Source organism: Enterococcus mundtii (genome assembly GCF_013394305.1).
GTDB classification, from domain to species: Bacteria; Bacillota; Bacilli; order Lactobacillales; family Enterococcaceae; genus Enterococcus_B; species Enterococcus_B pernyi.
In genome coordinates this window covers 1,198,086-1,224,859 of the sequence record NZ_AP019810.1, presented here as the reverse complement: position 1 = coordinate 1,224,859, position 26,774 = coordinate 1,198,086, and the positions used below count along the sequence as shown (strand labels likewise).

Below are 26,774 nucleotides of genomic sequence, written 5' to 3'. Positions count from 1 at the left end.
TCTATTATAGAATAGCTCGAACCAGCATTAATGTCAAACGCATATCATTATTGTTGTTTTTTTTATCATTCTCTCTAGTTATTTATTATAAAATATAAGCTTTATTTTTGATAAACGTTTGACAATTATGAAGTGTCGTGGCATACTCAAACTAGGATAACGGTTACAAAAAATTGATGTTTAGATTATATAGGGGGGACAAAAAGTGGATTATAAAAAAGTGGCAAAAGAAATCAATGACGCACTAGGGGAAAATAATATCCAAGCTGCCGCACATTGTGCAACTCGTTTGCGTTTAGTATTAAAAGATCAAGCGAAAGTGAATCAAAAGGCACTAGATGCCATTGATGAAGTAAAAGGAACCTTTGAAGCAAACCATCAATTCCAAATCATTATAGGCGCAGGTGATGTGAATAATGTTTACGACGAACTTATCCAGCTGACCGGTACAAAAGAAGCATCGACTGACGATTTGAAAGCGGTAGCACAATCAGGGAAGAAACAGAATCCTTTTATGTCCTTGATCAAAGTACTGTCTGATATATTCGTACCAATTGTTCCTGCTTTAGTCGCAGGTGGGTTATTGATGGCAATCAATAATGTTTTGACCGCACAAGATCTATTCGGACCACAATCAGTGATTGAGATGTATCCTAATTTAAAAGATGTGACTAGCATTATTAATTTACTGGCTTCTGCTCCATTTGCATTTCTCCCGATCCTAGTAGGTTTTTCAGCAACGCGAAGATTTGGTGGCAATCCTTATCTAGGAGCAGCAATGGCAATGGCGATGGTGATGCCGGAGCTGGTCAATGGGTACAGCGTAGCAAATGCTGTGGCAGAAGGAACAATGCCTTATTGGAATATTTTTGGGTTAAACATTGCTCAAGCAGGTTACCAAGGATCGGTCTTACCAGTTTTAGCTGTTTCATGGATTTTGGCGAATTTAGAGAAATTTTTCCATAAACGTTTACTTAATGCATTTGATTATACATTTACACCGATGTTAGCAATTATCATTACAGGTTTTTTGACATTCGTTGTGGTTGGTCCAGTGATGCAAACAGTCGGAGACAGCTTAACAGCAGGATTGAGTTGGTTGTATCAAACAACCGGAGCAATCGGTTTAGGGATTTTTGGTTTGTTCTATTCACCAATCGTGATCACTGGTCTTCATCAAAGTTTTCCAGCAATTGAAACATCTTTATTGGCTGATGTGGCTCGAACGGGAGGAACATTTATTTTCCCAGTTGCTTCAATGGCAAACGTTGGACAGGGGGCAGCAACACTTGCCATCATGTTATTGACTAAAAATACAAAGCAAAAAAGTTTAGCAACTTCTGCTAGCATCTCTGCTTTACTAGGAATTACAGAGCCAGCAATTTTTGGTGTCAATCTAAAATTAAAGTTTCCATTTATTTGTGGAATGATTGCTGCCGGGATTTCCTCCATGTTCATCGGTTTTTTCCATGTACTTGCTATTGCTTTAGGTCCCGCCAGCGTCATCGGCTTTATTTCAATTACGCCTAATCAGATTCCTTTTTTCATGATAGGTATCCTGATCAGTTTACTCGTTGGTTTCACTACAACATATCTTTATGGGAAAAAACATGCATACCTACTTGCTAGTGAAGAACCGGAAACAGCAGATGTACCGAGTGATGCAAAAGAAGAGGAGGAACGTGTGATAGAAGAAGTAATCGTCGCTCCTGTTTCTGGTGAACTGATATCACTGCAAGCAGTAAATGACCCTGTGTTTTCTCAAGAAATGATGGGGAAAGGAATAGCAATCAGACCAACGGAAGGACTTTTATTTGCTCCAGCCGATGGTGAACTGACTGTTGTTTATGAATCGAAACATGCCTATGGGTTGAAAACAGATGCTGGTGGAGAAATTTTGATCCATATCGGTATTGATACAGTTGAATTAAATGGTCAAGGGTTTTCGACAGAATTTCAGGTAGGAGATAAGGTAAAGAAAGGCCAGTTGTTGGGAAGATTTGATCAGCAAAAGCTCAAGCAAGCCGGCTATGATGATACGGTAATGGTGATTATTACCAATTCTTTATCGTATGAATCAATTACTCTTGTTACAGAAGGCACAGTAGATAGCAAAGAAAGATTGCTCATGCTACGTTCAAAGACAGAGTCTAACTAATAAAAAGCATTGAGAAATTTTTATTTCTCAATGCTTTTTATGAAATAATTACTTATCTTCTTTTTTTGGTAATTGATTTTCTAAGTTTGTACGTACGACTAGAACATCACATGCTGCATTGCGAATAACGTATTCTGAAACAGAACCGATAAATAGACGTTCGACTGCGTTGAGTCCAGTTGCACCTAAAAGGATCAAGTCCACTTCATGGTCTTCAGGGATTTCTTTAGCAATGATATGCTTTGGAGAACCGTATTCTACCACAGTTGTCACTTGATGTAATCCAGCTTTTTTAGCTTTCATCTCATAATCGGCTAGTGTTTGCTTGGCCATTTCTGTTGCTTGTTCTGCCAACATGCCATCAAAGGATGAAACAGTTTGGAAAGATCGTGTGTCAATGACATGAGCTAATAAAAGCTCGCTGTTATTTCTTAAAGCAACGTTTACTGCTTTTTTAAACGCTAATTCGGCTTCTTCAGAACCGTCGACCGCAACCATGATTTTTCTATATTGTTGTAACATCAGCATACACTCCTTCAAAAAAGATACTTGGTTTACAATTCTATTGTAAAGCAAATTCAAAGAAATGAGAATTATTTACTGTCAGGTTTCGTCATTTTTTTGGCAAAACCGATGCTGAAGACAGAGGCAACAGCAATTACGATGACTAAATAAAGTAATGCAAAAAAACGATGATTGATTGCTACGACAACGAGTCCTAGAAGTCCTAAAAATGCGTAGATCGAACCGAAAATACTTAGAAAATCTTGATTCTTTTTATTCTGTTCGATAAGAACGAAAAAAATCGTTTGTTTTTTAAATAAGTAATAACTGACAAATAATAGCAATAAGGCGGCAATCGCCATCAATAAACGAATCATTGTATCCACTCCTACTTTTTCTAAAACCAATCATACCATAAAAGAGGCAGCACCGATAAATCGGTACTGCCTCTTAATAGGTAAAAAAATGGTAATCTCCGTTAATGCCGTTGTTTGTCCTGTAGTATTGATCCCGCGAATTCAAGCAGGTGGGTCCCATGGTCGTCGCATCGAACTACCAAATGATAAGGCATGTTACCAGCTGTGACACAAGACAGGTCCCAAGATATCAATAAAAATGTTCGGTCAACACACAAAGAGGACAATTCGAACATCACAGATTTCCCACTTCTATAGTAGCACATGGATTTAAAAAGAGCAATGTGGGCGCTCAATAATTTTGAACGCTTTCAATGACGGTGGTTATTGTGTTTTTTTCTGCCATTCTTTAATGCGCTGATATTGCTGTCCTAAGGCTTGTTCGTACTTCCCAGTATTTTTAGGTTGATAATACTGTGTATGTTTCAGTTTATCAGGTAGATATTGTTGATCGACCCAAGCATTTTCGTAGCTATGAGGATATTGATAGTCTACACCTCGATTCAATGACTTGGCCCCTTGATAATGGCTATCTTTTAAGTGATCAGGAACTTCGCCTGCCTTTCCTGCTCTTATGTCTGCAATGGCTGTATCTAATGCGGTATAGGCAGAATTGGATTTTGGTGAAAGGCAAAGATCGACGACTGCATCAGCTAAAGGGATACGACCTTCTGGTAGACCTAAACGTTCGGCAGCTAGCACAGCGTTGACTGTTCGAGCCGCAGCAGCAGGGTTGCCTAAGCCAATATCTTCGTAGCCAATCACCATCAGGCGACGACAAATACTTGCTAAATCCCCAGCTTCGACTAAACGCGCCAAGTAATGTAATGCAGCATCCACGTCGCTCCCACGAATGGATTTTTGAAATGCGGAGATCACATCATAGTGAGCATCCCCATTTTTATCATGCGTCAATGCTTTTCGCTGGATACACTCTTCGATAATCGCGAGGGTGAGATGAATTGTACCGTCTTCTTGTTTTTTAGTGGAACGTACAGCAAGTTCCAAGCCATTAAGTGCGCTTCTCAAATCACCGTTAGTGGCACGAGATAGATGAAGCAAGGCATTTTCATCTATTTTAATCGATGATTCTCCTAAGCCATTTTCTTTATCGGACAATGCACGATGAATTGCTAATTGGATATCTTCTTCGTCTAACGGTTTTACCTCAAAGATCTGTGTCCGACTACGGATTGCTGGATTAATCGTGATATAAGGATTTTCAGTGGTTGCCCCAATCAAGATGATACGACCGTTTTCTAAATGCGGAAGTAAAAAATCTTGCTTTGTTTTATCTAATCGATGGACTTCATCAAGTAAAAGAATCACAGTACCGCTCATTCTAGCTTCTTCGGCGACAACTTGTAGATCTTTTTTAGAATCGGTCGCGGCATTCAACATCCGAAAGGCAAAATTAGTTGAGCCAGCAATGGCACTAGCGATACTTGTCTTTCCTGTGCCGGGTGGTCCATATAAAATCATGGAAGATAACATTTCTGCATCAACCATTCGGCGAATGATTTTACCTTCACCAACTAAATGGCGTTGGCCAACGACTTCATCGATATTTTTCGGACGCATCCGATAGGCTAATGGTTGTTGCATCAGTCTGCCTCCTTTAGATTATTCGTTCGTTTATTATAACATATCTCATAGGATAAAGGGGCGCAAAAGGCGGAGGAATAGTCAGAATAGGGCGAGAAGCTAGAAATAGGTTTCTCTAGTTCAGCAATGGTAATCGCCAACTCGTTGACCCGCTTTTTTCATAGCTTCTTTGCCTAATATTGTGTATGATAAAGGTGGTGAAGCAAATGACAAATCAAAAACAATTAGATGAACTTTTATTAAATAAAACAACGGCAGAAGTGGCAAAAGATTTACTAGGAATGTATCTGGAATATGAAACACCAAATGGGCGCTTAGGGGGCTATATCGTAGATGCAGAAGCTTACTTAGGTCCGGAAGATCTGGCTGCTCACAGTTATGGTATGCGGCGTACGCCTCGAGTGCGTGCAATGTATGAAGAACCAGGAACGATCTATCTCTACACGATGCACACCCACTTGATTTTAAATATCATCACACAACCTGAAGGAGTACCACAAGGAGTGATGATCCGTGCCATTGAGCCTGTGGAGGGGATTGAGCAAATGAGCCTGAATCGCAAAGGGAAGGCGGGTCCTGATATTAGTAATGGTCCAGGGAAATTAGTGGCAGCCTTAGGTCTATCACCAGATTTATATGGACAGTCGATTCGTGATAGTTCGTTGCGTTTGGTTTTTGAGAAAAAACGGCTACCAAAAAAAATATTGGCGTTGCCTAGAATCGGTATACCGAATAAAGGAGAATGGACGGAAAAACCATTGCGTTTTGTCGTTGCTGGAAATCCGTATCTTTCATTACAAAAAAAGAACCAAGTCGATGAAGACTGGGGTTGGAGGAAACAAAATGAAGAAAACAACAATATTGGATTACCTTGATACAGCCATTGAAAAGAAGATCACAGACTATGATGTGGCGTTAGATTGGGACACAAAAAACCATACGATTGAGATCGTGGTACGTTTATTTGCAGAAAATCAGGCACATTTTGAATTAGATGATGCCCAAGGTGTTGTCTCGGAAGAAGAAATCATTGAATTTGAAGATGGTGTCTTATTATTCAACCCAGAAAAATCTATATTTGATGAGCAAGATTATCTGGCAGTGATCCCTTATGAAGGAAAGAAAGGGTTAGCGAGTTCTGTAGCCGATGCACTGATTGACTACTTGAATGATGTATTAGCACAAGGTCAAAGTGATCTTTTAGATTTTTTAGATGCAGAAGACGAAACAGCTGTCTTTGAATTGAAATGGGACAACCATGTGTTCACACGTTTAGTCGAAGAAAAACAACAAAATGAAAAAGATGTATATCTACCCTATCCCAGCTATTAAGGAGCAACGTATATGAAATGGAATGAAGTCAAAATCGAAACGGCGAGTGAAGCGGTTGAAGCAGTCGCAAATATTTTAATGGAAGCAGGAGCGAGTGGTGTCGCGATCGAAGATTCATTGGACGTCGAAAATTTTAAATCTGATCCTTATGGAGAAATCCTGACAAAAGAAGATTTTACAACGATTGAAGAGGGTGCCATCGTGATGGCTTATTTCCCTGAAACGATCTTTTTACCGGAAATTTTACCCTTTATCAAAGAACGTGTGACAAAATTACCCGAATTTGGATTAGCGATCGGTAAGAACATTGTGACGGTGAGTGAAGTCGAAGAAAGCAATTGGGCAACGGCTTGGAAAAAATATTATCATCCGGTTCGGATCACACGTCTACTAACTGTCGTACCAAGTTGGGAAAGTTATCAAACGACTGATCCATTAGAAAAAATCATTACATTAGACCCAGGGATGGCGTTTGGAACAGGTACGCATCCAACGACTTCTTTGACATTACAAGCACTGGAGTCGACCTTGCGAGGTGGAGAAACGCTTTTAGATGTCGGTACTGGTTCCGGAGTGTTGAGTATTGCGGCGAAGCATTTAGGGGCAAAAGAAGTCTATGCGTATGATCTCGATGAAGTGGCAGTACGTTCAGCAAAAGAAAATATGGACCTAAATGAAGTAGCAAAAGATGTGCATGTGTCAGCCAATGACCTATTAAAAGGCATCGAGAGCGAGAGCGATGTGATCGTAGCTAATATTTTGGCAGATATCATTTTGTTGATGATTCCTGATGCGTGGCGTTTACTAAAACAAACTGGGACGTTGATCGTTTCTGGAATCATTGAAGAGAAGAAAGAAATGGTTCTTACGGCGATGGAAGAACAAGGTTTTGTTGTCGATCAAGTGTTCCAACAAAAAGATTGGTATGCCATTATGCTAAAAAAGCCTGAGGTGGATTAAATGCAACGATATTTTCTAGATGAGCCTTATCGACCACAAGAGCGTTTTGTAATAGAGGGTGAAGCCTATCACCATATGGTAAGAGTTATGCGAATGGCAGTGAAAGATCAGGTCTATTTAGCATTTAACGACCAGATCGCGATCATTGCAGAAATCAGTGAAATGAAGGAGAATGAAGTCTTCTTAGTCGAAGTGGCGAAAGAAAGTGTTCAAAAAGAATTACCCTGCAAGATCACGATTGCTAGCGGATATCCTAAAGGGGATAAGTTGGATTGGATCGTACAAAAAGGGACAGAGCTAGGCGCTCACGGGTTTGTGGGATTTCCTGCTGCTGCTTCTGTCGTTAAATGGGATGCCAAAAAACGCAAAAAGCGACAAGAGCGGTTGGTCAAGATTGCACAGGAAGCGGCGGAACAGTCGCATCGCCAAGTCGTACCGCAAGTATCTTTAATGGAGACAGAAAAGCAATTTTATGAGACGCTCAGTTCGTATGATGTCCTTCTGGTTGCATATGAAGAATCAGCAAAACAAGGGGAAGCCGCTAATTTAGCCAAAATACTGCAATCTGTTTTACCAGGTACTCGGATCCTTGCAGTGTTTGGCCCAGAAGGCGGATTATCACCTCAAGAAATCGCTCATTTCGAATCACAAGGTGGCATTCTTTGTGGTCTTGGTCCAAGAATCCTACGAACAGAAACTGCGCCATTGTATTTGTTAAGTGCCGCAAGTTTCCAACTTGAATTACAAGCACTTAGCAAGTAATAGGCGAGTTAATCGTTAGGGATAACGATCTTCTACAAAACAAATGTATGAATTTTCCTATTTTCTTGATCCCTCAAAGTGAAAGTGGGATTTTGCCTTTTGTACGGAATTGAAAATCATTGACACAATCGGTATAATAAGAACAATTATTTAATCCTAAGCTATAAAAAAATGCTTTCTCACGACAAAAAATATCTGTTTTGATTATGAATAGAAAGGGGGATGTTTCCCATGCCAAAAGAAGAAATATTAACAGGGCCTGACGTCATTAAGATGGTTAGCCAATACATGGGACCTGAACATGTCGCTTTTGTGCAAAAAGCATGTGACTACGCGACCACTGCACATGAGGGACAATTTCGTAAATCAGGAGAACCTTATATCATCCATCCGATCCAAGTTGCAGGGATTCTTGCAGATCTACGAATGGACCCCCATACGGTTGCCACTGGTTTTTTACATGATGTGGTAGAAGATACAGAAGTAACCTTAGAAGATTTAAGAGAAGCCTTCGGGAACGACGTGGCAATGTTGGTGGACGGAGTGACGAAGTTAGGGAAAATCAAATACAAATCCCACGAAGAACAACTAGCGGAAAATCACCGCAAAATGTTATTAGCTATGGCTCAAGATTTACGTGTAATCATGGTGAAGTTAGCCGATCGTTTACATAACATGCGTACGTTAAAGCATTTGCGGGAAGATAAACAACGACGCATTGCGCAAGAAACATTGGAAATATACGCACCGCTTGCTCATCGTTTAGGGATCAGTCGAATCAAATGGGAATTAGAGGATACGGCGCTGCGTTATCTCAATCCAAAGCAATATTATCGAATCGTTCACTTGATGCAAACAAAACGAGAAGAACGTGAAAATTATGTCAGTGGTACAGTGGAGGATATCCGTTTAGCAACGGAAGAATTGGGGATTTTTGCAGAGATCTATGGTCGCCCGAAACACATCTATTCGATTTACCGTAAGATGAAAGACCAAAAGAAGCAATTCAATGAAATCTATGATCTACTGGCAATCCGAGTGATCGTGGATTCGATCAAAGATTGTTATGCAGTACTAGGAGCGATCCATACGAAATGGAAACCTATGCCAGGTAGATTCAAAGATTATATCGCGATGCCTAAAGCGAATATGTATCAATCGTTGCATACGACTGTTATCGGACCAGCTGGCAACCCTGTCGAGATTCAGATCCGTACCCAAGAAATGCACGAAATCGCTGAGTTTGGGGTAGCTGCTCACTGGGCATATAAAGAAGGAAAAGGCGACAAAGTTGAACCCGATGGGATGACAAAACAGTTAAGTTGGTTCCATGAGATCATCGAATTGCAAGATGAAAGTTACGATGCTTCTGAATTCATGGAGGGTGTGAAAGGCGATATCTTTAGTGATAAAGTCTATGTGTTCACTCCTAAAGGCGATGTGACTGAACTTCCTAAAGGATCAGGACCGTTAGACTTTGCTTATAGCATCCATACAGATATCGGGAACAAAACGACTGGTGCCAAAATCAATGGGAAAATGGTCCAATTAGATTACAAATTGAAGAATGGTGATATCATCGAGATTCTGACTTCGCCAAATTCATTTGGACCAAGTCGTGATTGGCTGAAATTAGTAGCCACAAGTAAAGCGAGAAATAAAATCAAGCGTTTCTTCAAAGGGCAAGATCGAGACGAAAATGTGACGAAGGGCCATGAAGCTTTAGTGAAGTGTATTATGGATCTTGGTTTTGTACCAAAGGAGATTCTTTCAAAAAATAAATTACACGACGCATTAGAACGCTTGAATTTTCAAACAGAAGAAGATATGTATGCTGCGATTGGTTATGGCGAAGTAAGTCCATTGACGATGGCTAATCGCTTGACTGAAAAAGAGCGGAAAGAACAAAAAATCGAGCAACAAAAACAAGAAGCAGAAGAGTTGATGAATCAACCTAAAAAAGAGCCTGAAAAAATGAAGGTTCGTCATGAAGGTGGCGTCGTCATCCAAGGTGTTGAAAACTTGTTGATCCGGATCAGCCGTTGTTGCAATCCTGTACCAGGGGATGACATCGTGGGCTATATCACCAAAGGACGTGGTATCTCGATCCATCGCAAAGACTGTCCGAATGTCCAACCGGATAAACCAAACGTGGAAGAACGGTTGATTGACGTTGAATGGGAAGGCACTTCAAATACGAACAAAGAGTATGATGCTGATTTAGAGATCTATGGCTATAATCGTTCGGGCATGTTAAATGACGTCTTGCAGACAGTGAATGCGATGACTAAAAATCTAAACAGTGTCGAAGCACGAACGAATAAAGACAAAATGGCGACGATCCATTTGACAGTAGGGATACGTAACTTGTCACACTTGAAAAGTATTGTCGATAAAATCAAGACTGTACCGGATGTATATAGCGTACGCCGGATGAATGGCTAGGAGGTAGTACTTTGCGCGCAGTGATCCAACGAGTGAGTCAAGCAGCTGTGTCGATCAACGAACGAGAAGTGGGGCGTATCGATCATGGCTTGTTGATTTTGCTAGGTGTTCATGATACAGATACGCAAAAAGACGTCGATTATTTGATCAAAAAAATTGCCCAGATGCGTATCTTTGAAGATGAACAAGGAAAAATGAATTTAAGTATTGAAGATGTCAAAGGAGCGCTGTTGAGTATTTCTCAATTCACTCTTTTTGCAGACACAAAAAAAGGCAATCGACCAAGTTTTATCGCAGCAGCACGTCCGGAAAAAGCGATTCCTTTATATGAAGCATTTAACGAAGGGCTAAGACAACGAGGAATCACAGTTGAAACAGGAGAATTTGGTGTAGATATGGCGGTTTCTCTTGTGAATGATGGCCCAGTGACGATCATTATTGATTCTCAAAATAAATGATAAATGAATAAAAAAGATCAGTCTGATTTTGATGAAGTTTCTCAAAATCAGACTTTTTTTATTCTCCCTCATTTTGGCAGCCATTTTTATTTTTTGTTCGTTAGTATTACTGAGATGAGAGAAATCAGACAACGATAGACGAGATACTTTCCCACCGCTATGATAATGGCTTTGATTACTGGGCAATACCAGACAAAAAATTGATCAAAGAAGTCCCTTTCACTACTTTAGAATGCCATTATATCTTTTAGTTGCAAGTAAAATATTCCTTTAGAAGCTATAATTTATTTTATGATGTCTATGTTTTGTCTTTTTACAAACATGCTAGAAAAGACGTGCGGTTCAAAGAGGCATTTCACGAGTTGACTACAAAGCTAGACGAAGGAATGAGGTGAATGACAGAGTCACAGAACGTTATAATGAAATCTTATTAGTGATGAGGAAGCCTTTTATTCGAGGTTAGGCAGCTCAAGAGAAATAAATGGTATGGCTTTGTCTCAAACACTTCTTTTGTCAGTTTTATTGTACAAGGAGTATCCTAATAATATCTAAAGTTATTTATTAGGAGGAGCAAAAAATATGCAAGAAATTCCCGTGGTCGATATCAAAATGACCGAAATCAAAAAATACTATAACGAGGGCTACAAAATGCTTGGAAAGCTAAGAGAAGAAGCCCAATCACCTGTTGTGAAAGCAAAGATATTCAATAAGGAAGCTGTGATCATCTATGGAGAAGAGGCAGCGAAACATTTTTATGATCCAAGAAATTTCAAACGAGAAGGCGCAATGCCTAAAATGGTCCAAAAAACATTATTTGGAAAGGACGGTGTGCAGTCTTTAGATGGCGCGGAGCATCATCACCGTAAAGCAATTTTTATGGATTTGATGACACCAGAGCGAATGGAAGACTATCATCAAATATTGGATCGAGTATTGGCACATGAATTGGAACAACAACATGGTACTTTTGAGTTATTTGACCTGAGTAAAAAAGTACTTTTTACCGCCATCTGTGAATGGTCAGGAATCAACTTAGCGGATTATTCAGAAGAAGAGATCAACCAACTGGCAGATTATCAGATCTCTATGATCAGTGGGACAGTCACTTCGCCACTCGATCATTTTAAAGGTGTAGAAAATCGGAAAAAATCAGAAAAATGGGCACAAGAGTTGTTGGAAGAAGCACGAGAAAATCCAGTAGCCGGAAAAGAAAATGTAGCGCTTTATGCTTTTGCGAATGCGACTGACCTTAAAGGTAATCTTTTGCCTTTGGATATTGCGTCGGTAGAATTATTGAATATCATTCGGCCGACCGTGGCATTGACCGTATGGGCGGCGTTGATGGGGCATGCTCTTTTCAGCCGACCAGATCTCTATCAACAACTAAAAAACGATTTTAAGGAACTGCAAGATCCTTTTATTCAGGAGATGCGTCGGTATTACCCATTTTTCCCAATGTTACCCGCCTTTGCTTTGCAAGATGTAGAAGTAGACGGCTATCGCATCCCTAAAGACAGTTGGGTGATCTTAGATTTGTATGGAACAAATCATGATGAACGGACAGTGGATTCACCAGAGGCATTTTTGATCAAACGGTATATTGGTAAAGCGAAAAAAATCTCTTATGAAGAAGAGTATGAGATGATTGCACAAGGTGGCGGTGACTTCCGAAAAATGCACCGATGCGCAGGTGAATGGATCACGTTGCATAGTTTACGCGTTTTTTCCGATCAATTAGTGAATCGTTTTGCCTTTTCTGTGCCAGAACAAGACTGGACGATTCCATTCAATCAATTTCCGACTTATCCAAATAGTCGAGGATTGTTATATAAAGAGTAACGTGGGGGCAATACAGTATTTTATTGACAGTTGTATACATTTGTATTACGATATAGATATGTAATACAAATGTATACAGGAGGTGTCAAGGTATGAGTAATATTACGTTTCGTGTATCAGACGAAGAAAAAGCATTTATGTTAGCAATGGCTGATTTGAATGGAATGACCGTTTCAGAATTGGCAAGGACAACTTTATTAGAAACGCTAGAAGATCAGATTGATATGGATATCTATAATAAAGCGATGAAAGATCATAAGAGTCTTGATGAAAGTATCTCGCATGAAGAAATGAAAAGAGAACTAGGATTATGAGGAAGCAATATCTTGTCCGTTATGAAAAAGGTGCACAAAAAGCATTGAAAAAAATGGATAAATTTCAAGCTTCTTTGATACTATCATGGATAGAAAAAAATCTTATCAATACAGATAACCCCAGACAATATGGTAAAGGGTTAGTAGCGAATAGGAGTGGCGAATGGCGTTATAGAGTGGGGAATTATCGGATCATTGCAGATATAGATGATGAAGTGATAACGATTTTGATCGTACAAATTGGTCATCGAAATGACATCTATAAATAGTGTTTTATGTATAGATTTGATTAATTTGAATGGAAGTTATTCAACCAAAAATTAACTTCTTTCAACCAATTTTAGCCCTATTCAAATAGTCGAGGCTTACTGTATCATTTATAAAAAAACAGCTACATCATTTTCTTGATGTGGCTGTTTTTGAGTATTATTTAAACTCTCGGAATAACTGATCGATTGTTTGGGCATCTTCTAAAGATAAATGAATATCCAAAGCTTTGGCATTGTCTGCGACTTGTTCGGGTTTCTTTGCGCCAGGAATGACAAATGAAATCCGCGGGTGCGCGATATACCAAGCTAAGACTAATTGAGCAGTAGTTGCTTGGTACTTTTCAGCAAGCGGTTTGAGTTGATCGACCGCTGTGATGATTTGTTCATATCGTTCACCTTGAAAGTTTGGTTTGTTCTTTCTAGGATCATCTTCAGAAAAATGTTTTGGACTTTCTAGATCATACTTGCCAGTCAATAAACCTGAAGCAAGTGGGAAATAAGGCACAAAACCAATCTCGTTAGCTTCGAGGTAAGGGAATAATTCTTTTTCCGCTGTGCGATGGATCAAACTGAATTGATCTTGTACGATATCGACATAGCCGTCTTGGTTGGCTTCTTTCAATTGCTCTAAAGTGAAATTAGACACACCGATAGCACGGATCTTCCCTGCTTCTTTTAGTTCGTGTAAAGCGGCAACTGCTTCATTTTTAGGTGTTGCTTCATCTGGAAAATGGATATAAAAAATATCGATATAATCTGTTTGCAGACGTTCTAACGCTTCATCGACTGATTTCTTCAAAAATTCAGGAGAGTTATCAAATTTTTTCGGTTGATCTGGAAGATGTGCTGCTTTGGTGGCAATAATAATACGGGAACGATCATAAGCCGGTTCTTGCAAGACTTCTCCAATCAATTGTTCCGAACGACCTTCGCCATAAATATAAGCAGTATCAATAAGGTTCAAGCCATTATCTAAGGCAGCTCTGACGACTCCTTTTCCAGTTTCATCCGCTAATCCTGAAAAAAGATTGTGCCCTCCGACGGCATTTGCACCTAAGCCGATTGCTTCGGCATATACTTGAGAATGACCAATTTTTACTTCTGACATTTTTTTACCTCCTTTTTTATTTAGTCTAAATCAAAAAGAAAAAAAGCTAAATCAAAATGACTTTGAAAAAGAAATCAATAAGAATCTACTTGACTTTGCGCTGTGTTTTTAGTAGGTTATAATTAATATCTAAATATCGATGAAAGAGCGAGTAAGTAACTAAATGCTTTATAAGAGAGGATCGTCGTGGCTGAGAGCGATCTAAAACAAGTAGTTTCTGAAAGACACTCTGGAGATGGACGCGTGCAAAGCCGTCCCGTAAACGAGCGTTAATCGTGAGAGGAAAGAGCAATCTTTCAAATATAGGTGGTACCGTGTATGAAATAATCATTCACCCTTGTTCATGGCGAACAAGGGTGTTTTTTGTTTGCATTGATTACATAGCGTGAAGAAAAGGAGAGAAAAAGATGAGCTTCCAAAGACCAAAAGGAACAAATGATATTTTACCTGGAGAATCTGAAAAATGGCAATTTGTTGAAGAAACTGCCCGTTTATTATTTAAAGATTATCAATATAATGAGATCCGCACGCCGATTTTTGAGCATTATGAAGTGATTGCTCGTAGTGTAGGGGATACGACTGATATCGTTTCAAAAGAAATGTATGATTTTTATGACAAAGGCGAGCGTCATGTTACGCTTCGTCCAGAAGGAACTGCACCAATCGTTCGTTCATTTGTTGAGAATAAATTATTTGGACCAGAATATACAAAACCTTACAAAACATTTTATATGGGACCAATGTTTCGTTATGAGCGCCCGCAAAAAGGTCGTTTACGTCAATTCCATCAAATCGGTGTCGAAGCATTTGGCTCAGACAATCCTGCGACGGATGTTGAAAGCATGGTGATGGCATTAGACTTCTTCAAACAATTAGGAATCAGTCAAATCCGTTTAGTGATCAACTCTTTAGGTGATCAAGAAACGCGACAAGCGTATCGTCAAGCGTTGATCGATTACCTTGTACCGTTTGAAGCAGAATTAAGCGAAGATTCACAACGTCGTTTACATGAAAATCCATTGCGTGTATTGGATAGTAAAGACAAACGTGATCAAAAATTCGTAGCAGAAGCGCCTTCAATCTTAGATTATTTAAGTGAAACAGCAAAAGCACATTTTGATACAGTGATTGCCATGTTGGATGCGTTAGATGTACCTTATGAAATCGACAGCAATATGGTTCGTGGGTTAGATTATTATACGCATACGATTTTTGAAGTGATGAGTGACGCACCTAAAATGGGCGCACAAGCAACGATTTGTGCGGGTGGCCGTTATGACAACTTGGTCGAAGAACTAGGCGGACCAGCGACACCAGGATTTGGTTTTGCGATGGGGATCGAACGTATTTTATTAACGATGGAGGCAGAAGAAGTAGCTGTCCCTGTAATGAATACATTAGATGCCTATGTGGTGGCACTAGGCGAAGAAACAAATATCGAAGCGTTGAAAATCGTTCAAGCAATCCGTGATTTTGGTTTTTCCGCAGATCGTGATTTTATGGGACGTAAAGCCAAAGCACAATTTAAGACAGCAGACAAAGCCGATGCGAAGTTGGTCTTGGTGATTGGTGCGGATGAACTAGCAAATCAAACGATCAACGTCAAATCAATGGCTAATCGTACAGAGAAAAGCTTTGCACTAGAAGATATTTATGAACACTTTGATAAAGTCTATGATGAAATGACATTATCTACTGAACAGGAGGAAAAATGATGGCACAACGAACAGTTTACTGTGGACTGGTTTCAGAAAAGCAGTTAGGACAAACAGTTACATTAAAAGGTTGGGTACAAAAAAGACGTGACTTAGGTGGCGTGATCTTTATCGATTTACGTGATCGTGAAGGGATCGTTCAACTTGTCTTTAATCCAGAAATCAATAAAGAAGCATGGGAAATCGCAGATAAATGCCGTAGTGAATATGTCATTGAAGTGACAGGTACAGTAAAAAATCGGGATGAATTGGCAATCAATCCTAAAATGGCAACGGGTGAATTTGAGATCATCGCGGATGAAATCATTATCTTGAATCAAGCCAAAACACCACCTTTCTTGATTGAGGATGAACAAACGATCAGTGATGAGATTCGTTTGAAGTATCGTTATCTTGATTTACGTCGTCCAAAAATGACGAACAATATCAAATTGCGCAACGACACAACGAAAGCAATCCGTCATTACTTGGATGACCATGATTTCTTGGATATTGAAACACCTTATTTGGGCAAATCAACACCAGAAGGCGCGAGAGATTACTTAGTACCTTCTCGTATCCATGCAGGGCATTTCTATGCTTTACCACAGTCACCACAGTTGTTCAAACAATTATTGATGAATGCTGGATTTGATCGTTACTATCAAATCGTTCGTTGTTTCCGTGATGAAGATTTACGTGGCGACCGTCAACCAGAATTTACACAAGTCGATATTGAAACGACTTTCTTGACCGCTGAAGAAATCCAAACCTATACAGAAGGATTGATTGCTAAAGTGATGAAAGAGGTACGTGGTATCGAAGTCACTTTACCATTCCCTCGTATGACATATGATGAAGCAATGAGCCGTTATGGAAGTGACAAACCTGATACACGTTTTGACATGGAATTGATCGACTTGAGCACGGTTGTGAAAGACGTTGAATTTAAAGTCTTCCAAATGGCACTTGAAAATGGCGGAGTGGTCAAAGCGCTGAATGCGAAAAATGCAGCAAGCAAGTATTCACGTAAAGATTTAGATAATCTTGGACAATATGCCACTCAGTTTGGCGCAAAAGGACTAGCTTGGTTAAAAGTAGAAGAAGATGGCTTGAAAGGGCCTATTGCGAAATTTATGGGCGAGGCATCTGAAGCATTGATCCAAGCAACAAACGCTGAAGTTGGAGATATTTTATTGTTTGGTGCAGACAAAGAAGAAATCGTTGCAGCCACTCTTGGAGCGATTCGTTCTCGCTTAGGAAAAGAATTAGACTTGATCGACGAATCAAAATTCAATTTCTTATGGGTGACAGAATGGCCACAATTTGAATATTCAGCAGAAGAAGGCCGCTATGTTTCCGCGCATCATCCGTTTACGATGCCTAAAGCATCCGATGTCGAGTTATTGGAAACTGATCCGGCAAAAGTCTACGCAGAAGCGTATGACATCGTCTTGAACGGCTATGAATTAGGTGGGGGATCGTTACGTATCCATACAAGAGAATTACAAGAAAAAGTATTAAAAACACTAGGCTTTTCTGAAGAAGAAATGGAAGAGCAATTTGGTTTCTTATTAAGTGCATTAGACTATGGCTTCCCACCACATGGAGGAATTGCCTTGGGACTTGATCGCTTTGTGATGTTGCTTGCAGGTGAAGAAAACATTCGTGAAGTGATTGCTTTCCCTAAAAATGGTAAAGCAGCTGATGTCATGAGTGATGCGCCAAGTACTGTTTCTGATCTTCAATTATTTGAATTGAACATCGATGTTACAGATGTTGAATAACAAATAAGAAAGAGAAGTTATTTTCATAGGAATACCAAGGTTGTGAAGGAGTCACTGATAAGTCGCGATTGATTCGTGCTAGTGACACTGGAGCAACCTTTTTTTCTCTTATATTGGAATTTCCAATCTTTTTTTCAAAGAAGTCTCTTGATTATATTCTAAAAGATCATATAATAAGGGCATACCAGATAAAGCGAGGCTTTTTTCATGAAAAAAACTTTCGAAAATTGGGCGTATCATGATTATACGACCAAACTTTCGGTGTCGATCGTCTATGCTCTGATTGCTTCAGTTGCATTGAACTTTTTTTATCAACCAGGAAACATCTATTCAAGTGGGATAACCGGTCTTGCACAAATCTTAACGACCCTTTCTAAATCAGTGATTGGTTTTGAAATCCCTGTTTCAACCACATTATATTTATTGAATATCCCGTTATTTTTTTTAGCTTGGTTTAAACTTGGAAAGAAATTTACGATTTTTACATTTATCACTGTGACATTAACCTCGCTTAGTATCCATCTTTTGCCACAAACGATTCTTTCGACTGATCCGATCATTTGTGCGATATTCGGTGGTGCCGTCAATGGGGTTGGTATTGGTTTAGCATTAAAAAATGGTTTGTCTTCTGGCGGATTAGATATCGTGAGTATTACGATCCGTAAAAAAACAGGTCGATCCATCGGTTCGATTTCCATTTATTTCAATGCACTGATTGTTTTCGTAGCGGGCTTGCTCTTCGGCTGGCAGTATATGTTTTATAGTGCTTTGTCGATTTTTGTGAGTGGTAAAGTGACGGATGTCGTCTATACGAAACAAAAAAAGATGCAAGTCATGATCGTGACTAAACATCCTGAAGCAGTGATCGAAGCCATCCAAAAATGTATGCGTCGTGGGATCACGATCATCAATGAAGCAGAAGGTGCGTACAAGCACGATAAACAAACAGTCTTAATGACGATCGTTACTCGCTATGAGCTTCCTTTGTTACGTGAAGCAATGAAATCTTCTGACCCGCAAGCATTTGTCAGTATTGCGGAAAATGTTCAAATTCTCGGACGTTTTTATGAAGATGGGATTTAGATTTTAGTAAACTAGTTAGATAAAACACAGTGGATAACTGAATGGTTATCGCTGTGTTTTTTTGATCTTCTTGTCGCTAGAATACCAGAAATGATTGTTGCGATTAAGGAATTGAAAATAATCATTTATGCTATCGATATTTCAACAGACAAAAGGCGTCTTCTTTCATAAGATTTATGAAGTATGATCATATGAAGCACTTACCTGATCTTAGATAGCCACAATGCAATTCAAATTGGATTAGTAGAATTGGCTAGTGATGATGTAGGCCTAACGACGATTGGTAATTTCCTTGACTATGTACCTGTTCAAGACGGGTTAGAAAAAATTCCTCCTAGCTTGGTTGCTAAACATATGCAAGAAGATATCTTAAAACAAGTGACAATAATTGATTGATACAAAAATGATAAATGAGTGCAATAACATAACCAAAGAACTACAAAAAGATAAGATATTGAACGAAACCGAAGTTTACGATTTTACAATTAGAAAATCAAAAAGCGAACTTCCTTTATTGAAGTCTTTAAATTTTATGATCAACCATTTGACTACCTACAAGCTTAAAAAATAAAGATATTTTAGAGCATGCTGACTTTGTAAAATACTTTGTTAAAATGCAAATTGACATATTAAACAAAGAGCTGAATCCCGTTTCTGGGGAGCAACGAGCAGAATATAATTTTCACAGAAAAATAGAAGATTCACTCAAATAGGATCTACTTCTTATTGATGAGCCTGAGTCTTCTTTTGATAATATGTTTTTAAACAACAGAATAAATACTGTCCTACAAGATATTTCTAAACGTATTCCTGTTTTTGTCTCAACACATAATAATAGAATCGGCGCATCTAACGACAGTTCCGTTAGCAATCTGTCTGTGCAATTGAATTGTCTTGAAGCCGGCGAACGAACCTCCAAAACAAGGAGAGATACTTATTAAATACTTGGAAATTGATCAAATCATTAAAGAGGATATCTTCGAATTAATTTCTCTAGCCTTTTAATCAAAAGACGGTACTACATTTGAAAGGGATGGATTTTCAGAGGAAATGCTACAACCTGGAGTTCATAAAATTGAAATGGCAACACTTATTTTGAAAAAAGTTAAAAAGTGTAGTTTTTTTCTCTTACTTCGGTAGCCACTTGTAGAATAATGACACTAAAACTATCAGTGGCAACACTAAAATTTGTATTTTCAGTTATGGTATAATAATTGTGCTGTCTGCTACCCCGGCCTATTCTGGCAAGGGGAGGAGGTTATAGCTATGAAGTTTCTTCTTGATTTTACTTTTGCAATCATAGCAGAGGTAGCTGCACACTACTTCTGTCAATGGCTTGATTGTAAAATTGCCAAAAAAGACAGTAAGCCTACCCGTTAATTCGTATAGAAACGTAAAAGAAAACCACTAGCCTGCACGCTAGTGGTTTTTGATTATAGCTATGAGAATTCTTCTTTGTAGCTAAATTATATCATAAATAATATTAATTTCAATGAATAACTAGCCTTTCATATTAATTGGAAACCAAAAAAATGTGATTCGATCTGCTAATATGAATAGTGCATAAACAAACTACTATGCAATCTAGTTTATTTTTCATTTTAACATTGCTGATTCTCCCACCCCACTTATTTTAAATATACAATTAAACACAAAGTATTTTTATTCGTGTGCTGCGATTAGGAATGCAGAATGTCATAAGAATTATTATTAAAAAAATTTCTGGCGTTTTTCGTAACTTTGAAGAAGACGACATGGGAAATAACAAGTTGAAATTATAGATATTGACTAGTATTACATAATAGGATGTGCTCACTTTAAAAATAATTTAAGAGAATTTTTATTTTCGTTGAAGCTATAGTTTGCAACTTTACAGTACGCCCAGTACGTATTATTATATAATAGTCAAGAGGTATGTGCAATGCCCATGACAATCAGAGAAGCAGAAAAGCTACTGAAAGATGCTGGCTTTGTTGAAGTGAAAGGTGGGAAGGGCTCACATAGGAAATTCACTAAAAAGGATCATCCTAGACCTGTTATCCTTACTAGCCATTCAAAAGAGTTATCTAGAAGAGTAGAAGATTCTGTTCGAAAAGCAGTGGGCATTTAAGCCCGCTGTGCTGTTACGAAAGAAGGGGAGATGAATGAAAAAAGTTTATCCAGCTATTTTTGAAAAGGATCCTGTTGGATATGGAATTTATTTTCCTGATATCGAAGGAGCAGTGACACAATCAAAAGATATTATCGAGGGGTTAGAAGTTGCATCGGATGCTTTAGGGATCATGCTCGGTGATTTAGTTGAGAATAATAAACCTTTGCCAAAGCCAACTAATATCAATGATCTTTCGATTGATTCTGAGCGTGAATTTGCTACTTTGATTTCTGTGGATCTAAATGATTACTTAAAAGATGTCCAACTAGATAAAAAGACAATAAAAATTCCTCATTGGTTAAATGTGCGCGCAACAAATGAAGGGATAAATTTTTCAAAAACAATGTCTGAAGCTTTGGTTCAAAAATTAAATATATGATACGAAAGAGAACGATCATCTGTCTGCTAAAGGACAGGTGATGTTTTTTTGTAATAATTAGGAATGAGTTATTAAAGTGATCATAGAAAAGGAGTGACAGAGTGCTTGCAACCAAGGAGTATAGATGTTTATCCTTGTTAAGAGTAGATATCATTCAATTATTTCTCGCCCATCAACGAAAAATAATAGAAAATAATGAAACCCTATCCAAGCAACAATTAGCCAACTTGTTATATTTGAAATTTTGTTAAAGTTACTTAAAAATGTGTTCTTTTTTGATGAACTATGGGATTATAGTATAAAGTGGCAACTTTTATGAAGTTTTTGCTTGCTATTTTTTGGTAATGCACGTATATTACGAATGAAAAAAGTTTATGAAAAGTTGGAATATTGAATGGAAAAACAAAAAAGATTAAAAAATAGCCGGTATATCACGGGCTTCGATGGGATTCGTTCATTAGCGGTCATCGGGGTTATTTTATACCACTTGTTGCCAACAAGTATGAAGGGTGGTTACCTCGGAGTTCCGATATTTTTTGTCGTTTCAGGTTATCTTATTACCGATCTCTTACGACAAGAGTGGGAACAAAATGGAAAAATCAATATTTGGCAATTTTACGTTCGGCGAATGAAACGACTGTATCCTGGGCTCGTTTTCTTGCTTATTACTGCATCAGCATATATTACGCTATTCCAGCGAGGATTGTTGAATAATCTTCGGGGCGTTGTACTCAGCAGTTTATTCTATGTCAATAACTGGTGGCAGATCAATAATGGATTATCCTATTTTGATCGTTTTGCAAATGAGTCGCCATTTACCCATATTTGGTCCTTAGCAGTAGAGGCGCAGAACTATCTGATCTGGCCGATCATTTTTGTATTACTCATGGTATTTGTCCGTAAGAAAAAAAATATTTTTTATGTCATTATGGGCACAGCCATTGCTTCAGCGATTTTGATGATGGTGTTGTACTCGCCAAATGGCGATCCTACCCGTGTGTATTATGGGACAGATACTCGCTTGTTCTCGATTTGGATGGGGAGTGCATTGGCTTTTGTTTGGCCAAGTACGCGATTGAAGAAAAATATCCCTAAACAAGCAAAGAAAGTATTGAATTTAGCGGGTTTTAGTTCGTTGATCATTTTGATCCTCTTTTTCTTTTTCTTAGATGACCATTTGAGCTTTATCTATTATGGCGGGTTCTTTTTAGTCAGTCTTTTATGTATGGTTCTTGTGGCAGTCACAGCGCATCCCGGTGCGAGCTTGAATCGCTGGTTGACGAATCCGGTCTTTAGTTGGATCGGTAAACGAAGTTATGGGATCTACTTGTACCAATTTCCGGTAATGATTTTTTACGAAGCGAAAGTATCAGGTATCGCTGATCATGTGTTGTTACACACGGTCATTGAAATCACATTGATTTTATTGATCAGTGAACTGTCGTACCGCTTTATCGAACGTCCATTGGCACGCTTTGATTATAGCCAAACGTTTCGCGTCGTCAAAGGCTGGTTCACCAAACCTATTTTCAGTTGGAAAAAGCCATGGGTGGTCCCTGGAACCTTAGTCGTAGCGATTGCCTTAGTCGGGTTCGTCACTGCACCTAAAAATGCTGTGACAGCGGACCAAGAGCAATTACAAAAGAATATTGCTGAAAGTAAAAAACTAGCTGAAAAAAGTCAGAATAATCAAGGCAATAATGTAGCACCTATTGACCAAGCGATTTTGGATAAATATGATTTGACCAAAGCGCAAGGGGAAAAAGCCCAACAACTAGAGCTGACTGCATTTGGTGATTCAGTCATGTTAGATGCTGCGGCAGATTTAAAAGAACTATATCCGCAAGTAGTCGTAGATGGCGATGTCGGTCGTCAACTCTACACAAGCCTTCCTTATATCGAAGAATTGAAAAATAGGGATCTATTGAAAGATACGGTATTAATTGGGTTAGGAACAAATGGCTCTTTTTCTGAGGCGCAATTTGATAGCTTGATGAACGCGATCGGGGATCGCAAAGTTTACTGGGTCAATGTTCGCGTACCAACGAAGCGCTGGCAAAATGAAGTCAACGCCATGCTCACAGAAATGGAAAAGAAATATGATAACATGACAGTGATTGATTGGTACGGTTATAGTAACGGTCACAGTGAATGGTTCTATGACGATCAAGTCCATCCAAATCCAGATGGTATGTTGAATTATATCCATCTAGTCAGTGAAGCACTATTAGGTGGAACAAAAGAATCAGAGACAAGTAAAACGAGTGAGACTGCTTCGACTAGTACGAGCGACACTCTATCTGATAGTACTCAAGTAAGTGAATAAAAACTGGGGTTGTGACAGCAATGTTTTGACCTGAGCAGTAGGATAACTCTTATAAAAAAGTGCCTCAACGAAAATCGTTCTCCGATCTTTCGTTGAGGCATTCTTTTTCTCTAAAATTTTTTTACTCCGTTTGATCAGGTAAAGAAAGAGAAGGGTGTGTCTTCAAATAGGTTTCTTTTTGCCGACGTGTTTGTTTTTTGAACGCGGCTTCGGCTTTTGTGGCTTCACTTCTTGTAGCGTATCCTTCTGCATGGATCATTTTTACAGGACGTCTTTTTTGCAAACGTGTGTATTTCGCACCTGTGCCATTATTATGTTCTTGTAAACGACGAGCCAAATCGGTGGTATATCCTCCATAGAACGTATTATCTTGGCAGTGCAACACATAAAAGTAATGGTTATTCTCCATAAAGCATCTCACGGAGTTCAGGGGTATACTCACCTTGCGTATCGTAGGTGAACAAAGGTGGAGACACTTTGAAACCATCGGCTTTTCCTTGCTTGATTCCTTCAATCAATAAAATATTTGCTTCTTTGCCTACTTTAGGATAAACAAACTGAACACGTTTCGGTGCAATCTGATAGGTTTGCATAAGGGTCAAAATCTCTAAGAAACGTTCTGGGCGATGTACAAGAGCTAAGCGACCATTTGTTTTTAATAACTTGCCGGAGATTTGGATCACTTCTTCCAACGTTGTATGGATCTCATGTCGGGCAATTGCTAGATGCTCATTTGGATTTTTTTTGTTTGTAGGTAAGCCTTTAAAGTAAGGGGGGTTACAGACGACTAAGTCACAAGAGTTGTGTCTGACAACCGATAAACTTTCTTTTAAGTCAATCGTATGCACGGTCATTTGTTGTTCTAAATGATTCAAGGAAATGCTCCGTCGAGCCATGTCAGCTAAGCGTGGCTGTAGTTCGATTGCATCGATCTTTGCCTGTGTTTGTTTGCTTAAAAATAGTCCGACAGCACCATTCCCTGAACAAAGGTCAACGATTTGACCGGTTTTTGGCGCACGAGCAAAATGAGCAAGCAATACAGCATCTAAAGAAAAGGAAAAAACTTGGGAACTTTGGATAATCTTAATATCTTTTGCATATAATTGGTCAATACGTTCATGTTCGTGAAGCATCTAATTCCCTCCAAATGAAAAAACTAATCGTATGTAGTATACTATTTTTGTTCAAAAGAACCAAGAGAACTTGTCAAATCGGTCTTTTTTAGGCATACTATAGGAACGAGAAGTAAAGAAAGGAAGAGGATATGTTCTATCGATTTATGCGCGGGCTCGTTAAAGTGATTTTAGCTGTCATCAATGGCAATGCCCGTTATGAAAATAAAGAAGTCTTACCAAAAGACGAGAATTACATACTTGTTGCACCACACCGCACTTGGTGGGACCCGTTGTATCTCGCTGTTGCTGCATCACCTAAATCGTTTAGTTTTATGGCGAAAGAAGAATTGTTCAAAAACCCTGTTTTACGATTTATCTTAACACGCTCGAATGCTTTTCCAGTCAAAAGAGACAATCCGGGACCAAGTGTGATCAAGACACCTGTCAAGATTCTAAAATCAACCGATCTAGGATTGATCATGTTTCCAAGTGGGACAAGACATGCGACTGAGTTGAAAGGTGGAATGGCGTTAATTGCCAAAATGGCCAAAGTAAAAATCGTTCCAGCTGTGTATCAAGGACCTCTCACGTTAGGTGATCTATTCAAACGCAAACGAGTGATTGTTCGCTTTGGTGAACCGATCGACTTGTCAGATATCAAAAAAACTGACAAGGAAGGAATGGCAGAAATCGAGCGACGCACACAAGCCGCATTTGATAAACTAGACAAGGAAGTAAATCCTGATTTTAAATATGAGATCATAAAAAAGAATGAAACAGAATAATTGTTCTTTATTCGATGAGCGATAAAAGAAACGGATTGTCTAAGACACCGCTTCTTTATCGCTTTTTTTGTTATAAAATCCCCTTTTTGTAATTGATTCTAGCTGTCATGTCCTTGATGGAAGTGTTATAATAGTAAGAAGGATATTTTTTTGAGGTGATGAGATGCGTTTTTTACATACAGCTGATTGGCATATAGGGAAAAAATTGCAGGGCTACGATTTACTTAAAGAGCAAGAACATGTACTATCTGAGATTTTAACGATTGCGAAAAAGGAAAAAGTGGATGCGATCGTTATTGCAGGTGATCTCTATGATCGAAGTATTCCGGCCGTAGAAGCCGTAGAGATGTTCAATCGATTGATGATCGACTGGAACCTGAACGAAAAATTCCCGATTTTCGCTATCTCAGGAAACCATGATAGCAGTGTTCGATTATCTGCTGGAACTGAATGGTTCAGCCAAACAAAATTCTTTTTACACACCCGATTTGCTGAAGCTTTCCAACCTATCGACTATCAAAATACTCAATTTTTCTTATTGCCTTATTTTGAACCAATCTCTGCTAGAAGTTATTTTGAAGATGATACGATCCGCACGGTCCAACAAGCAATGGAAAAAGTAGTTGACCAGATGCAACTCGCTTTTGATCCTGAAAAAAAACAGGTGCTGGTCAGCCACTTTTTTGTGACGGGTAGTAAGAAATCAGATTCAGAAACAAAAATCGAAGTGGGCGGACTAGATGCGATTCCAGGTAGTTTATTGGAGCCATTTGATTATGTCGCTTTAGGACATCTTCATAATCAAGCAGCCTTGCAACAAGAAAATGCTAGATACAGTGGTTCGCCACTTAAATTCTCACTTTCAGAGATCAATCAGAAAAAAGGTGTTTGGATCGTTGATCTAACTGACACCTTGGTGTTGGATTTTCAAGAAATCACACCTTTGTATGATATCGCTGAAGTAACTGCTAGTTTTAAAGAATTATTAGACCCAAGTTTTTACCATACGATCAACCGAGAAAATTATTTGCAGATTTATTTAAAAGATCGCGCAGTTATTCCTAACATGATGAACCAACTACGAGCAATCTATCCTCGAATACTTGGTGTCGAACGTGTCAATGGACGGCATCGTTCCACAAGCAAACGACAGACACTTGAAATCAAGCAACCAAAGAAACTCGCGGAAACATTCTTTACCGAAATGGTGGATGAACCGATGACAGAACAACAAATGAGCTGGTTAGAAGAAACGTTGCAAGAACTCACAGAAACGGAATGAT

At 38.8% G+C, this 26,774-nt stretch carries 25 protein-coding genes, 1 other RNA gene and 1 other annotated feature; of the genes, 19 read left to right on the top strand and 7 right to left on the bottom strand.

Going from position 1 to position 26,774, the window contains the following annotated elements; all coding sequences use genetic code 11:
- Positions 1-205 precede the first annotated feature (205 nt).
- A complete protein-coding gene (locus HZ311_RS05840) occupies positions 206-2,158 on the top strand; it encodes a sucrose-specific PTS transporter subunit IIBC (protein WP_023520431.1) in 1,953 nt (650 codons plus the stop codon).
- A 48-nt stretch (positions 2,159-2,206) separates the two neighbouring features.
- Here HZ311_RS05840 and HZ311_RS05835 read toward each other — a convergent pair whose 3' ends face one another.
- The 4 genes from HZ311_RS05835 to HZ311_RS05820 all read right to left on the bottom strand — a co-directional run bounded on the left by HZ311_RS05835 (position 2,207) and on the right by HZ311_RS05820 (position 4,683).
- The gene (locus HZ311_RS05835; RefSeq protein WP_010734215.1) at positions 2,207-2,680 is read right to left on the bottom strand and encodes a universal stress protein; all 474 of its coding nucleotides are present in this window, start codon (positions 2,678-2,680) and stop codon (positions 2,207-2,209) included.
- Positions 2,681-2,751: 71 nt separating this feature from the next.
- Positions 2,752-3,039, bottom strand: a complete 288-nt coding sequence (locus HZ311_RS05830; protein ID WP_010734216.1) for a hypothetical protein — start codon at positions 3,037-3,039, stop codon at positions 2,752-2,754.
- A gap of 91 nt (positions 3,040-3,130) precedes the next feature.
- Positions 3,131-3,325, bottom strand: a non-coding RNA gene (gene ssrS, locus HZ311_RS05825) — 6S RNA.
- Between the two features lie 77 nt (positions 3,326-3,402).
- Positions 3,403-4,683 carry a replication-associated recombination protein A gene (locus HZ311_RS05820; protein ID WP_010734217.1) on the bottom strand — a complete coding sequence of 427 codons (1,281 nt, stop codon included), beginning with the start codon at positions 4,681-4,683 and terminating at the stop codon, positions 3,403-3,405.
- A gap of 206 nt (positions 4,684-4,889) precedes the next feature.
- Between HZ311_RS05820 and HZ311_RS05815 the strand changes: the two genes are divergently transcribed.
- From HZ311_RS05815 to HZ311_RS05775, 9 genes are all read left to right on the top strand, one after another.
- A complete protein-coding gene (locus HZ311_RS05815; protein WP_023520430.1) occupies positions 4,890-5,558 on the top strand; it encodes a DNA-3-methyladenine glycosylase in 669 nt (222 codons plus the stop codon).
- Complete coding sequence (locus HZ311_RS05810; RefSeq protein ID WP_010734219.1) at positions 5,527-6,015, top strand: DUF3013 family protein; 489 nt, start codon at positions 5,527-5,529, stop codon at positions 6,013-6,015. Before HZ311_RS05815 ends, HZ311_RS05810 begins: the two co-directional genes overlap by 32 nt.
- A gap of 12 nt (positions 6,016-6,027) precedes the next feature.
- Complete coding sequence (gene prmA, locus HZ311_RS05805) at positions 6,028-6,975, top strand: 50S ribosomal protein L11 methyltransferase (protein WP_010734220.1); 948 nt, start codon at positions 6,028-6,030, stop codon at positions 6,973-6,975.
- Entirely contained in the window at positions 6,976-7,737 is a 762-nt protein-coding gene (locus HZ311_RS05800; protein WP_010734221.1) for a 16S rRNA (uracil(1498)-N(3))-methyltransferase, read from the top strand.
- 231 nt (positions 7,738-7,968) lie between these two features.
- Positions 7,969-10,182 (top strand): RelA/SpoT family protein, encoded by a 2,214-nt coding sequence (locus tag HZ311_RS05795; RefSeq protein WP_178946528.1) that lies wholly within the window; start codon positions 7,969-7,971, stop codon positions 10,180-10,182.
- 11 nt (positions 10,183-10,193) lie between these two features.
- The gene (dtd, locus tag HZ311_RS05790; RefSeq protein WP_178946527.1) at positions 10,194-10,640 is read left to right on the top strand and encodes a D-aminoacyl-tRNA deacylase; all 447 of its coding nucleotides are present in this window, start codon (positions 10,194-10,196) and stop codon (positions 10,638-10,640) included.
- A gap of 579 nt (positions 10,641-11,219) precedes the next feature.
- Complete coding sequence (locus HZ311_RS05785; protein WP_010734224.1) at positions 11,220-12,479, top strand: cytochrome P450; 1,260 nt, start codon at positions 11,220-11,222, stop codon at positions 12,477-12,479.
- Between the two features lie 92 nt (positions 12,480-12,571).
- A complete protein-coding gene (relB, locus tag HZ311_RS05780; protein ID WP_010734225.1) occupies positions 12,572-12,793 on the top strand; it encodes a type II toxin-antitoxin system RelB family antitoxin in 222 nt (73 codons plus the stop codon).
- Positions 12,790-13,062: a type II toxin-antitoxin system RelE family toxin gene (locus HZ311_RS05775; protein ID WP_010734226.1), complete on the top strand. Its 273-nt coding sequence runs from the start codon at positions 12,790-12,792 to the stop codon at positions 13,060-13,062. The genes relB and HZ311_RS05775 overlap by 4 nt, the downstream gene beginning before the upstream one ends.
- A gap of 157 nt (positions 13,063-13,219) precedes the next feature.
- Here HZ311_RS05775 and HZ311_RS05770 read toward each other — a convergent pair whose 3' ends face one another.
- Positions 13,220-14,170, bottom strand: a complete 951-nt coding sequence (locus HZ311_RS05770) for an aldo/keto reductase (protein WP_137072868.1) — start codon at positions 14,168-14,170, stop codon at positions 13,220-13,222.
- 130 nt (positions 14,171-14,300) lie between these two features.
- Positions 14,301-14,512, top strand: a binding site (T-box leader).
- Between the two features lie 65 nt (positions 14,513-14,577).
- On the opposite strand from HZ311_RS05770, the gene hisS reads away from it, so the two are divergent.
- The 7 genes from hisS to HZ311_RS05735 all read left to right on the top strand — a co-directional run bounded on the left by hisS (position 14,578) and on the right by HZ311_RS05735 (position 23,591).
- Positions 14,578-15,885, top strand: coding sequence for a histidine--tRNA ligase (gene hisS, locus HZ311_RS05765; protein WP_023520426.1), 1,308 nt, complete (start codon positions 14,578-14,580; stop codon positions 15,883-15,885).
- Complete coding sequence (gene aspS / locus HZ311_RS05760; RefSeq protein ID WP_010734229.1) at positions 15,885-17,651, top strand: aspartate--tRNA ligase; 1,767 nt, start codon at positions 15,885-15,887, stop codon at positions 17,649-17,651. Before hisS ends, aspS begins: the two co-directional genes overlap by 1 nt.
- A gap of 207 nt (positions 17,652-17,858) precedes the next feature.
- Complete coding sequence (locus HZ311_RS05755; RefSeq protein WP_010734230.1) at positions 17,859-18,734, top strand: YitT family protein; 876 nt, start codon at positions 17,859-17,861, stop codon at positions 18,732-18,734.
- Between the two features lie 249 nt (positions 18,735-18,983).
- Positions 18,984-19,130 carry a hypothetical protein gene (locus tag HZ311_RS05750; protein WP_155237725.1) on the top strand — a complete coding sequence of 49 codons (147 nt, stop codon included), beginning with the start codon at positions 18,984-18,986 and terminating at the stop codon, positions 19,128-19,130.
- A gap of 1,525 nt (positions 19,131-20,655) precedes the next feature.
- Complete coding sequence (locus HZ311_RS05745) at positions 20,656-20,844, top strand: type II toxin-antitoxin system HicA family toxin (RefSeq protein WP_010734231.1); 189 nt, start codon at positions 20,656-20,658, stop codon at positions 20,842-20,844.
- Positions 20,845-20,878: 34 nt separating this feature from the next.
- Positions 20,879-21,265, top strand: coding sequence for a type II toxin-antitoxin system HicB family antitoxin (locus tag HZ311_RS05740; RefSeq protein WP_010734232.1), 387 nt, complete (start codon positions 20,879-20,881; stop codon positions 21,263-21,265).
- Positions 21,266-21,659: 394 nt separating this feature from the next.
- The gene (locus HZ311_RS05735; protein WP_010734233.1) at positions 21,660-23,591 is read left to right on the top strand and encodes an acyltransferase family protein; all 1,932 of its coding nucleotides are present in this window, start codon (positions 21,660-21,662) and stop codon (positions 23,589-23,591) included.
- A 121-nt stretch (positions 23,592-23,712) separates the two neighbouring features.
- On the opposite strand, the gene HZ311_RS05730 is transcribed toward HZ311_RS05735, so the two are convergent.
- Positions 23,713-24,000 (bottom strand): GIY-YIG nuclease family protein, encoded by a 288-nt coding sequence (locus tag HZ311_RS05730; RefSeq protein WP_010734234.1) that lies wholly within the window; start codon positions 23,998-24,000, stop codon positions 23,713-23,715.
- Positions 23,990-24,724, bottom strand: a complete 735-nt coding sequence (locus HZ311_RS05725; RefSeq protein WP_010734235.1) for a tRNA1(Val) (adenine(37)-N6)-methyltransferase — start codon at positions 24,722-24,724, stop codon at positions 23,990-23,992. The genes HZ311_RS05730 and HZ311_RS05725 overlap by 11 nt, the downstream gene beginning before the upstream one ends.
- A 131-nt stretch (positions 24,725-24,855) precedes the next feature.
- Here HZ311_RS05725 and HZ311_RS05720 point away from each other — a divergent pair, with 131 nt between their 5' ends.
- Both HZ311_RS05720 and HZ311_RS05715 read left to right on the top strand, forming a co-directional pair.
- Complete coding sequence (locus tag HZ311_RS05720; RefSeq protein ID WP_010734236.1) at positions 24,856-25,491, top strand: lysophospholipid acyltransferase family protein; 636 nt, start codon at positions 24,856-24,858, stop codon at positions 25,489-25,491.
- 163 nt (positions 25,492-25,654) lie between these two features.
- On the top strand, positions 25,655-26,773 hold the full coding sequence (locus tag HZ311_RS05715) for an exonuclease SbcCD subunit D (RefSeq protein WP_178946526.1): 1,119 nt from the start codon (positions 25,655-25,657) through the stop codon (positions 26,771-26,773).
- Position 26,774 lies beyond the last annotated feature (1 nt).

Coding starts and splice junctions, on each gene's coding strand:
- HZ311_RS05795 (WP_178946528.1), top strand. CDS start 7,969: ATGCCAAAAGAAGAAATATTAACAGGGCCTGACGTCATTAAGATGGTT.
- HZ311_RS05800 (WP_010734221.1), top strand. CDS start 6,976: ATGCAACGATATTTTCTAGATGAGCCTTATCGACCACAAGAGCGTTTT.
- HZ311_RS05835 (WP_010734215.1), bottom strand. CDS start 2,680: ATGTTACAACAATATAGAAAAATCATGGTTGCGGTCGACGGTTCTGAA.
- HZ311_RS05745 (WP_010734231.1), top strand. CDS start 20,656: ATGCCCATGACAATCAGAGAAGCAGAAAAGCTACTGAAAGATGCTGGC.
- HZ311_RS05740 (WP_010734232.1), top strand. CDS start 20,879: ATGAAAAAAGTTTATCCAGCTATTTTTGAAAAGGATCCTGTTGGATAT.
- HZ311_RS05775 (WP_010734226.1), top strand. CDS start 12,790: ATGAGGAAGCAATATCTTGTCCGTTATGAAAAAGGTGCACAAAAAGCA.
- HZ311_RS05820 (WP_010734217.1), bottom strand. CDS start 4,683: ATGCAACAACCATTAGCCTATCGGATGCGTCCGAAAAATATCGATGAA.
- HZ311_RS05715 (WP_178946526.1), top strand. CDS start 25,655: ATGCGTTTTTTACATACAGCTGATTGGCATATAGGGAAAAAATTGCAG.
- HZ311_RS05730 (WP_010734234.1), bottom strand. CDS start 24,000: ATGGAGAATAACCATTACTTTTATGTGTTGCACTGCCAAGATAATACG.
- HZ311_RS05815 (WP_023520430.1), top strand. CDS start 4,890: ATGACAAATCAAAAACAATTAGATGAACTTTTATTAAATAAAACAACG.
- HZ311_RS05830 (WP_010734216.1), bottom strand. CDS start 3,039: ATGATTCGTTTATTGATGGCGATTGCCGCCTTATTGCTATTATTTGTC.
- HZ311_RS05725 (WP_010734235.1), bottom strand. CDS start 24,724: ATGCTTCACGAACATGAACGTATTGACCAATTATATGCAAAAGATATT.
- HZ311_RS05770 (WP_137072868.1), bottom strand. CDS start 14,170: ATGTCAGAAGTAAAAATTGGTCATTCTCAAGTATATGCCGAAGCAATC.
- prmA (WP_010734220.1), top strand. CDS start 6,028: ATGAAATGGAATGAAGTCAAAATCGAAACGGCGAGTGAAGCGGTTGAA.
- HZ311_RS05735 (WP_010734233.1), top strand. CDS start 21,660: ATGGAAAAACAAAAAAGATTAAAAAATAGCCGGTATATCACGGGCTTC.
- HZ311_RS05720 (WP_010734236.1), top strand. CDS start 24,856: ATGTTCTATCGATTTATGCGCGGGCTCGTTAAAGTGATTTTAGCTGTC.
- aspS (WP_010734229.1), top strand. CDS start 15,885: ATGGCACAACGAACAGTTTACTGTGGACTGGTTTCAGAAAAGCAGTTA.
- hisS (WP_023520426.1), top strand. CDS start 14,578: ATGAGCTTCCAAAGACCAAAAGGAACAAATGATATTTTACCTGGAGAA.
- HZ311_RS05755 (WP_010734230.1), top strand. CDS start 17,859: ATGAAAAAAACTTTCGAAAATTGGGCGTATCATGATTATACGACCAAA.
- HZ311_RS05785 (WP_010734224.1), top strand. CDS start 11,220: ATGCAAGAAATTCCCGTGGTCGATATCAAAATGACCGAAATCAAAAAA.
- relB (WP_010734225.1), top strand. CDS start 12,572: ATGAGTAATATTACGTTTCGTGTATCAGACGAAGAAAAAGCATTTATG.
- HZ311_RS05810 (WP_010734219.1), top strand. CDS start 5,527: ATGAAGAAAACAACAATATTGGATTACCTTGATACAGCCATTGAAAAG.